We start from the raw sequence: 9,181 nt of genomic DNA, 5'->3' as shown, positions 1-9,181 counted from the left end.
CCCGGTGCGCTCGGTCAGCAGGGTCCGCCACCGCCGCCGCCCTTCCCGGGCGGTCCGGGGCAGGGGCAGGACCGCGAGTACGACTACGAGAGCTCCGGCCTGTCCCAGATGAACCGGCCGGCGGAGCCGCTGACTCCGGAGGCGCCCGCCCCCGGACCCGGTGGCTTTCCCGGTCAGGGGCCGGGTCAGGTCCCGGGCCAAGGCCCCGGGCAGGGCCCTGTGCAGGGTCAGGCGCAGCCGATGGCTCCCCCGTCGCACGGCGGACCGCAGCAGCCGTCCCCGCCGAGCGGCGACTGGACGATCCCTCCGCCCGGCGGCCCCGCACAGCAGGAGCAGCCGCAACCGCCTGCCCCTCCCGGGCAGTTCCAGCCCCAGCAGCCCGGTCCGCCGCAGCAGCAGGGTCAGCCCGGGCCGGGTCAGCCCCTGCAGCAGGGCGGGATGCCTTCGGGCGAGTGGGTGGCCGTCATCGCGCCCGACCGCGAGTACTTCGCCGCGATGATGGTCCGCAGCGGTCCCGAGGCGTCAGCACTGAACCTGCCCGCGTACTCACCGGAGCAGCAGCTCTCGTTGATCGGCAACCAGATCACCATCGGCCGACGCCGCCACTCCACGGGTGAGTCGCCGGACATCGACCTGGCCCGGACGCCGGAGGACCCGGGTGTCTCCCATCAGCACGCCGTGCTGGTCCAGCAGCCCGACGGCAGCTGGTCGGTGGTCGACCAGGACTCCACCAACGGCACCACCATCAACGGCGCCGAGGACCCCATCCAGCCGTTCGTGCCGGTCCCGCTCAAGAGCGGCGACCGCGTCCACGTCGGCGCGTGGACGACGATCACCGTCCACCTCACCTAGAACGGCCGAGCGCCCACCCTGTGCACGCTCACCAGTGACGCCGTCCGTCCCCGCGGGGACGGACGGCGTCACTGGTTCGAGGACTCCGCCAACTCGCAGGGATGCGTGAGCATGCTGCCCAGCAGTCCCTCACGGTCGCCGTCCTTGTACGCGCGTGCGACGCCTCTCAACCGCCCCTGTTCGAGGCTGAGTTCGAGACCCAGCAGGGGGCTGTCGACCCGCGCGTCGGCGGTCGGCAGCTGCACGGCGAAGACACCTCGCAGATCCAGTTCGCCCCAGGCGACCACCTGCGCGACATCGCTGTCGCCTCCGGCCCTCACCTCGGCCCGGCCGTCCGGAGTCAGCCGCAGCGTGAGGGGGACGTCCCCCTCGGGCGTGCCGATCCGGCCGGACCACGAGTCGTGCGGTAGCTCAGCCGGGCGTGAGGTGTCCGGGAGCGCCGGTGAGATCTGCTCGGCGGCGAATCCGGGGACCAGATCCCCCATGACGTACCGGACGACGGCGTCACGTGCCGCCTTGCCCGTGGAGTTGGAGAGCACCGCGACCGAGAGCCGCTGTTCGGGAACGGCGACCGTCATCGCCGCGACTCCGCCCATGCTGCCGCCGTGGCTGCGCACCAAGGGTCCGTCGCCGCGGGAGAGGCACCAGCCGAGCCCGTATCCCAGACGGGCGTTGACCGGGACGGTCTCGCAAGTGGCCGCGGCCGTCCCAGGCTTGAGCAGCCGGGCGTAGGACTGTGCGAAGAGGGCGAGTTCGGGGGCGGTCGCCCAGCCCATCGACGCTGCCGGGTGGCTGGTGTCGCAGGACGGCGGGTAGGGACGTCCGTCGATCGTGTACCGCACTGCCGCGGCGCCCGCCTCGGGGTGGGCCGGGGCGAGGTGGAAGTGATGGAGCCCGAGCGGTGCGAAGACCCGGTCGCGTAAGAACTGCTCCAGCGGCTGTCCGGTGGCCGCCTCCAGCTCCCTGCCCAGCAGCCCGTAGCCGGAGTTGGCGTATTCGAAGCGGCTGCCCGGCTTCCGTCGGAGCACCGTGTAGTGGGCCGCGTCGATACGGCGCCGCCCGTCGCCGTAGTGGAAGTCGTAGTGGGCCGCCAGGCCTCCCGTGTGCTGGAGCAGCTGTCGCACGGTGGGCGTGTGCTGTTGCTCACCCGCACCGATCGGCACCGGGGAGTCCAGTTGAAGCAGTCCCTCGTCGGCTGCCAGACAGACCGCGGTGGCCGTGATCGGCTTGGTGACCGAGGCGATCGCGTACGCCGTACCGGGTGTTGCCGCTCTCCGGGCGGCGACGTCGGCCCAGCCGTAGGCCTCGGCCACGACCACTTCACCGTCCTGGACGACGGCGACGGAGAGCGACGGGCAGCCGTGTTCGGCCATCGCCACGGCGCAGCGCTCGTCGAGCAGGTCCAGCATCGTCGCCCCCCCGGGTCCGCGGTTCACACAGTTCGTTCGCTCAGCACGTTCTCACGCGTAGTACGCGCGCAGTCGGGCGTGCGCGTCGGGGGAGGAGCCGGCGCGGTCGAGGCCGAGGAGGGCGGAGCCCAGGACGGGTGGGGCGGTGACGATTTGAGGTGCGGCGAGAGGGGCGACGTCCGCCAGTTCGCGGACGAGGTGGTCGTGCAGCAGGGGATGGCGGGCCGCCACGACGCTGCCGCCGAGGATGACGGGTGTCTCGGTGTGCAGCAGACCGAGGCGCGTGAGGGTGACCGTCACCATCGAGACGATCTCCTCGGCCTGACGGTGCACGAGGGCACGGGCGACGGGATCCCCCGCGGTGGCGACGGTGAAGAGGAGCGGGGTGATCTCGTGCTTGCGTGAACCGGGCAGGTCCCCCATGTGCAGGGCCTCGATCAGGGCGTACATCGAGGGCAGCCCGAAGTGGCCGGGGAGCGCCCGCGCGAGCTGCGTGGGTTCGCCGCGGCCGTCCTCCGCGCGCGCCGCGTGCCAGATCGCCTCCGACGCCAGTCCGCCTCCGCCGCCGAAGTCGCCTGAGATCAGGCCCAGGGCGGGGAAGCGGTGGGTGCGCCCGTCCCCGTGCTGCCCGACGCAGTTGATGCCCGCCCCGCAGACCACCGCGACTCCGTGGGTGACCGACCGGTCGTCGGGCAGCCCGGCGCGCAGGATGGCGAAGGTGTCGTTGGCGACGTGCGTGGTGTTCCCCCAGCGGCGAGCTGCCAGTACGGAGGTCACCTCACGTTCCTCGCGCGGCAGATCGGCGTTGGCCAGGCATGCGGAGACGTGCGCGAGCGGTGCGCGTCCGGCGGGGGCCGCGGGTTCAGCGGGGTCGGCTCCGGCGTCGGTCAGTGCCTGGGCGACCGTACGGCCGAGGTCCTCGACGGCTGCGTCGACCCCGGAGACCGGGGGGTGGAAGCCGCCTCCGCGGGCGCTGCCCAGGACGGTCCCGTCCGTGGCGACGACTGCAACGTCGGTCTTGGTGTTGCCCGCGTCGATGGCGAGACAGGCGGAGTTCAGGCCCACGCAAGGTGCTCCCGGTTGTGAGCGATCAGTCTGTCGGTCAGGGCCTCCGCGTCGCGGTGCTGCCCGACGAGCGGGTGTGCCATCAGAGCCGTCCAGACCCTGTCGCGGCCGCCCCGCAGCGCTGCGTCGAGAGCGAGGTCCTCGTAGGCGGTGACGTGCGAGATGAGTCCCGCCTGGAGCGGACCGATCGCCGGTGCGGGCAGCGGCACGGCGCCCGCACCGGTGACCGCGGCCGGGACCTCGATGACCGCGTCGTCGGGGAGGAAGGGCAGCGTCCCGTCGTTGAAGGTGTTCACCACCTGCACGGACGGGCTCGCACCCTGGCCGGGCCGTCCCGAGTCCGTGCCGGCGCCCGCCTGAGTGCCCGTTCCGAGCAGTGACGCCGCCAGCGCCACCGCGGCCTCCGAGTAGAACGCGCCGCCCCTCTTGCCGAGCAGCGCCGGCTTCTCGGCCAAGGCGGGGTCGCTGTACATCTCCAGCAACTCCCTTTCCATGGCGGCGACCTCCGCGGCCCGCGACGGCCTCGTGCCCATCTCCTCGACGACCTCGTCGTGCCCGTAGTAGTAGCGCAGGTACGAGGAGGGGACGACGCCGAGCCGGTCCAGCAGGGGACGCGGCAGACGCACGGTCTTCGCGATGCTGTCGCCGTGCTCCTCCAGCAGCCGGGGGAGCACGTCCGGGCCGTCCGGGCCGCCCAGGCGCACGGCCAGTTCCCAGGTGAGGTGATTGAGCCCGTAGTGGTCGAGGTGGACCTCCTCGGGACGCACCTCCAGCAGGGACGCGAACGTGCGCTGCATGTGGATGGCCGCGTTGCACAGGCCGACCGCCTTGTGCCCCTCCTTCAGCAGCGCGCGGGTGACGATGCCGACGGGATTGGTGAAGTCGATGATCCAGGCGTCGGGGTTGGTGCGGCGGACGCGCTCGGCGATGTTGAGGACCACGGGGACGGTGCGAAGCGCCTTGGCCAGTCCGCCCGCTCCGGTCGTCTCCTGCCCGACGCAGCCGCACTCCAGCGGCCAGGTCTCGTCCTGCTGCCGTGCCGCCTGACCGCCGACGCGGAGTTGCAGCAGCACGGCGTCGGCGCCGGCGATCCCGGCGTCGAGGTCGGTGGTGGTGATGATCTCGCCGCCGTGGTCCTGCTTGGCGAAGATGCGGCGTGCCAGCCCACCGACCGGCTCCAGCCGGTCGGTCGCCGGGTCGATCAGCACGAGTTCGCTGACGGGCAGGGTGTCGCGCAACCGTGCGAAACCGTCGATGAGTTCGGGCGTGTACGTGGAGCCGCCGCCGACCACTGCGAGTCTCATGTCGTCTGCCTTCCGAGGCGATGTCAGGGCACGTCCCGCGGGACGTGAAGTCAGCGCGTGGTGTCGAACACCTCGTCGCGAGTCGTTGCGAGGGCGCTCTCCAGGGCCCCGTGCAGCACGGCCGCGCCGGTGACCGTGCCGAGCATCAACGGCGGCCTGGGAACGGCGAGTTCGGTCAGCTCCGCGCGTACCATCTCGCGCAGCGGTTCGCCGCCCGCGGCGAGCACGCCGCCGGAGAGCACGATCAACTGCGGGTCGAGCACGGCGACCATGGAGGCGAGCCCGACGGCCGTACCGGTGGCGAAGCGGCGCAGCAGTTCGCCGTGCGGACCGTCCTCGTTCTCGCCCTCTGCCGCGACGACCGCGCGGGCGATCAGCCCGGCCGCCTTGTCGTGGAGTGCGGCCTCCTGCTCGTAGGGCAGGCGGAGTTCGTGCGCCCAGCGCAGCACGGCGTTGGCCCCCGCCAGAGCCTGGAAGCCGCCGCTGTTGAGGTGTTCGGGGTCGCGTACGAGCGGTGTGCCGGGCACCGGAAGGAACCCCACCTCGCCCGCACCACCCGTACGTCCGCGGTGCAGCTTCCCGCCGATGACGAGGGCGGCGCCTATGCCTTCCTCGTTCCACAGCAGGACGAAGTCCTCGTAGCCGCCTGCCACGCCCAGCCGCTGCTCGGCGACGGCGACGAGGTTGACGTCGTTGTCGTACTCCAGCGGCATCGGCAGGGCCGCGGCCAGCTCCTCCAGCAGCGAGGGCGAGTGCCAGCCGGGCAGGTGGGACGCGTAGCGCAGCCGGCCGGTGCTGGGGTCGAAGGCCCCGGGTGTGCCGATGACGACGCGGTGCAGGTCGGTGCGGTGCACTCCGGCGGCCTTGGCCGCGCCCTCCACGGCCTGGAGGACCAGCCCGGCCGCCCCCTGCTGCCGGTGGCCCGGCCTGGTGGTGGGCGGCGGGGTGGGCAGTTCGAAGGTGCCGACGAGGCGGCCCGCGATGTCGGCGACTCCGGCCAGGATGCGGGCGGTGGTGACGTCCACTCCGGCGACGTGGGCGGCCTCGCCGTTGACGGCGTAGAGCTGCGCGTTCGGCCCCGGCAGGCCCTCGCTCCGGCCGGTGACGACGACCAGCCCGGCTGCTTCGAGGCGGGACAGCAGCTGGGACGCGGTCGGCTTCGACAGCCCGGTCAGCTTGCCGATGCGTCCCCGGGACAGCGGGCCCTGCTCCAGCAGCAGGTCGAGGGCGGCGCGGTCGTTCATCGCCCGCAGTACGCGCGGGGTTCCCGGCGTCATCCCGGCCATCCGTGCTGCCTCCGCCCTCGGGCGCGCAGGGCGCCGGAACATTGTTAGGAAGCTTTCCAGTTACGCGGACAGTAGGGTCCCGCTCTCAGCCGCGTCAATGGGAGGCACTTCGGCCAGTGCCGCCGCGGGCTACTTCCGGAGCTTCTGCAGGGGCACCGGCCGGCCTCCCTCACCGGCGGCGGCCTCCGGGGGCGGTCGGTGCCCCCGCGCGGCCTGGAGGCTGAGCGACTCCTCGTCCACGCTCTCGATGCCCCGCCGGTCCAGCGCCCGCTTGATGCGCCACCTGAGCTCGCGCTCGACGCCCAGCGACTTGCCCGGCATGGTCTTGCCCGAGACCCGGATCACCATGGAGTCGAGCGTCACGGAATCCAGCCCCAGCACCTCGATGGGCTCCCACAGCAGCTCGTCCCAGGGCTCGCTCTTCGCCAGCTCCTCACCTGCCGAGACGATGGCGGCACGGACCTCGTCGAGGTCCTCTTCCGCACGCACCTGGACGTCGAGCGCGGCCGTGGCCCAGCCCTGGCTGAGGTTGCCCACCCGCTTGATCTCGCCATTGCGGATGTACCAGATCTCGCCGCCGTCGCCGCGCAGCTGCGTCACACGCAGGCCGATCTCCAGGACGACGCCGGAGACCTCCCCGACGTCGACGCGGTCGCCCACGCCGTACTGGTCCTCCAGGAGCATGAAGACCCCCGCCAGCAGGTCCGTGACGATGTCGCGGGCCCCGAAACCCAGCGCGACGCCCGCGACGCCCGCACTGGCCAGCAGCGGGGCCAGGTTGATGCCGAGGTCCGAGAGCACCATCAGCAGGGCGGTGCCGATGATCACGAACGAGGCGATGTTGCGCAGCACGGAGCCGATGGCCTCTGAGCGCTGCCGCCGCCGCTCGCCGCTGACGAGCAGGCCGCGCAGCGCGTTGGCGCTGTCGGTGGCCTCCGCCCTCCGGTTCACGCGCTTGATCAGCTTGCTGATGGAACGCCGTATGACGTACCGCAGCGTGATTGCGATCACAGCGATGAGGAGGATGCGCAGCCCGATCGACACCCAGGTCGACCAGTTCGCCTCGATCCAGCCGGCGGCGTCGGCGGCCGATTCCTGCGCGTCCTCGAGCGACGCGGGGCCGTTCGGTCTGCCTCCGCTTCCCGACCCGGTCACGGGCGGATCCGCGAGTGGGGACGAAGGTGCGGAGCCGATCAGCCTGAACACAGCAGAACCTTCCGTGCGGGGAGAGTTGGCCCGTCGCCGAGGGCGAGCGGACGCGGCAACCACACTAACGGCGCACGACGTTCACAACCGGCCGCAAGGGTCTGCATGCACACGATCCGGCCGTTCGGACGCCCTCGCAGACGACTGATCACGACCGTCTTCACAGTTCGGCGGAGGGGCGGGTGTTCCGGGGGGAGGACGGAGTGTGGTTGAAAACACGCTCGGGGCGTTACACGGTCGTGGTGGCGAAAAGGCCAGGGCACGGGACACACTGAGTACAGATCGTCCCGGCGCGAGCCACGCGCCGCAGGCGTACAAGGAGGCACCGTGCCGCATGTCCTGGTCCTCAACGCGTCGTACGAGCCGCTCGGTGTCGTACCGCTACGTCGCGCGCTCATCCTCGTGCTCAACGACAAGGCGATCAGCCTCGAGGAGTCCGGCGCCCTTATGCACAGCGCGACCCGCGTCATACCCGCACCCAGCGTGGTCAGACTGAAACGCTTCGTGCGGGTGCCCTTCAGGGGCGCCGTTCCGCTCACCCGCCGGGCGCTCTTCGCCCGTGACGGTGGCCGGTGCGCGTACTGCGGTGGCATCGCAACCAGCGTCGACCACGTCATTCCGCGCAGCCGCGGCGGACAGCACACCTGGGAGAACGTGGTTGCGGCGTGCCGCCGCTGCAACCACGTGAAAGCGGATCGCCACGTCGCCGAGATCGGATGGAGGCTGCGCCATCAACCCGCGCCGCCGTCGGGCCTCGCCTGGCGGATCATCGGCACGGGGCACCGTGATCCGCGCTGGATGCCGTATCTACAGCCATACGGCGCGGACGACGCCCTCGCCCGGATCGAAGGCAGAGCGACTGCCTGAGACCGGGCTTTGTTGTTTCCGCAGGTCCTTCGCGGGTTCGCGGGCCGTGCACACGCGGCACCTTGCGGGATGGTCCGGGCAGCATGCGCCCGGACCATCCGGCTGAGCCCGTCCGGACTGCCCGGCTTGTCCGGTCCGTCCCGTGCCCTGCCGCCCGGTCAGTCGCCCCGGGGGCCGTCCTCCTGGACGGCATAGGCCTCGACGGACCACAGCGAGTAACCGAAGCGCGTCGCCCGCTTGTCTCCCTGTACCCGGACGTACCGGGTGTCTTCGGGGGCGTCCATCCGGACCGATTCGCGGCCGCCTTCGCCGTCACGCACGGTCGCGGCGGTGCGCCACCGCTTCCCGTCCGGTGAGACCTGGACGCGGTACCGCGCGGCGTGGGCGTCCTGCCAGTGCAGCACCAGCTCGCCGAGCCGCGTCGGACGGCGCAGCTTCAGCTGGAGCCATTCGCCGTCCTCGGCGGGCGAGGACCAACGGGTGCTGCTGCGGCCGTCGTTGACGGCTGAGGCAGGGAAGTCCGCCGTCTCGTCCCCGGACGAGGTCGCTTCGGCGTCGCGAGCGAGATCCGGGCCGCCGGCCCGTGGGAAGGCCTTCACGGTCAGAGTCCGCCGCTCACCCCCGAAGGAGAGCTCGATGCGGTGGGTGCCGGGCTTCACCGAGGCGTCGGCCTCGATCTCCACGCGGGCCGTCGCGATACCGCCGCGCGGCACGACGGTGCGGTCCGGGGTGGCACGGACGGTGAAGCCCTCGGGGGCCTCGGCGGTGACCTTGCCGCGTACGTCGGACGGACGGCGCGCACGCATCTCGGCCGTGACCTTGCCCGTACCGCCGCCGATGGGGGCGTAGATCTCGTCCTTGGACAGGGAGAGCGAGGCGTCCGGGCTGTCGGAGTACCAGGGCGTGATCTCGTGCACGACCGGCTCGTCGGAGCCCTCCGACCAGGCGAGACGCAGGGCGTCGGCCCGCACTCCTCCGGCGTCCCGCTGCGTCCAGCCGCTGGCGGAGAGCGGCCCTAGGTGCCGCCAGCCCTTGCCGGGCACGTGTGCCTCGACGCGGGCGCGTGTTCCCGAGCCCGGCCCCGTCTGCACGGTGACGGTCTCCAGAGGCCGCCGCTCGGGCAGTTGGACGGTGAGCGCGGGAGTGCCGGAGGGCCTGCCGGGCCGGGACCCGGAACCGCCTTCCGGTCCGT

At 72.1% G+C, this 9,181-nt stretch carries 8 protein-coding genes; 2 read left to right on the top strand and 6 right to left on the bottom strand.

Going from position 1 to position 9,181, the window contains the following annotated elements:
• A partial coding sequence (locus tag H5J26_RS24920; RefSeq protein WP_181768207.1) for an FHA domain-containing protein occupies positions 1-852 on the top strand: 852 nt, incomplete at its 5' end.
• A gap of 68 nt (positions 853-920) precedes the next feature.
• On the opposite strand, the gene H5J26_RS24915 is transcribed toward H5J26_RS24920, so the two are convergent.
• The 5 genes from H5J26_RS24915 to H5J26_RS24895 form a co-directional block, all read right to left on the bottom strand.
• A complete protein-coding gene (locus H5J26_RS24915; protein ID WP_181768206.1) occupies positions 921-2,261 on the bottom strand; it encodes a serine hydrolase domain-containing protein in 1,341 nt (446 codons plus the stop codon).
• Between the two features lie 51 nt (positions 2,262-2,312).
• Positions 2,313-3,326 carry an N-acetylglucosamine kinase gene (locus H5J26_RS24910; RefSeq protein ID WP_181768205.1) on the bottom strand — a complete coding sequence of 338 codons (1,014 nt, stop codon included), beginning with the start codon at positions 3,324-3,326 and terminating at the stop codon, positions 2,313-2,315.
• A complete protein-coding gene (locus H5J26_RS24905; RefSeq protein ID WP_181768204.1) occupies positions 3,317-4,630 on the bottom strand; it encodes a 6-phospho-beta-glucosidase in 1,314 nt (437 codons plus the stop codon). Before H5J26_RS24905 ends, H5J26_RS24910 begins: the two co-directional genes overlap by 10 nt.
• A 50-nt stretch (positions 4,631-4,680) precedes the next feature.
• The gene (locus tag H5J26_RS24900) at positions 4,681-5,916 is read right to left on the bottom strand and encodes an ROK family transcriptional regulator (protein ID WP_181768203.1); all 1,236 of its coding nucleotides are present in this window, start codon (positions 5,914-5,916) and stop codon (positions 4,681-4,683) included.
• Positions 5,917-6,045: 129 nt separating this feature from the next.
• The gene (locus H5J26_RS24895; RefSeq protein ID WP_181768202.1) at positions 6,046-7,071 is read right to left on the bottom strand and encodes a mechanosensitive ion channel family protein; all 1,026 of its coding nucleotides are present in this window, start codon (positions 7,069-7,071) and stop codon (positions 6,046-6,048) included.
• A 378-nt stretch (positions 7,072-7,449) separates the two neighbouring features.
• Between H5J26_RS24895 and H5J26_RS24890 the strand changes: the two genes are divergently transcribed.
• The gene (locus H5J26_RS24890) at positions 7,450-7,989 is read left to right on the top strand and encodes an HNH endonuclease (protein ID WP_181768201.1); all 540 of its coding nucleotides are present in this window, start codon (positions 7,450-7,452) and stop codon (positions 7,987-7,989) included.
• Between the two features lie 158 nt (positions 7,990-8,147).
• Here H5J26_RS24890 and H5J26_RS24885 read toward each other — a convergent pair.
• The coding region (locus H5J26_RS24885; RefSeq protein WP_181768200.1) for a discoidin domain-containing protein at positions 8,148-9,181 on the bottom strand (1,034 nt) is incomplete at its 5' end.

Source organism: Streptomyces albidus (ex Kaewkla and Franco 2022), assembly GCF_013870515.1.
Lineage (GTDB): Bacteria > Actinomycetota > Actinomycetes > Streptomycetales > Streptomycetaceae > Streptomyces > Streptomyces albidus.
Note: the sequence above shows the minus strand (reverse complement) of the source record. Positions and strands in the feature narration are given on the sequence as shown.

Coding starts and splice junctions, on each gene's coding strand:
- H5J26_RS24915 (WP_181768206.1), bottom strand. CDS start 2,261: ATGCTGGACCTGCTCGACGAGCGCTGCGCCGTGGCGATGGCCGAACAC.
- H5J26_RS24905 (WP_181768204.1), bottom strand. CDS start 4,630: ATGAGACTCGCAGTGGTCGGCGGCGGCTCCACGTACACGCCCGAACTC.
- H5J26_RS24900 (WP_181768203.1), bottom strand. CDS start 5,916: ATGGCCGGGATGACGCCGGGAACCCCGCGCGTACTGCGGGCGATGAAC.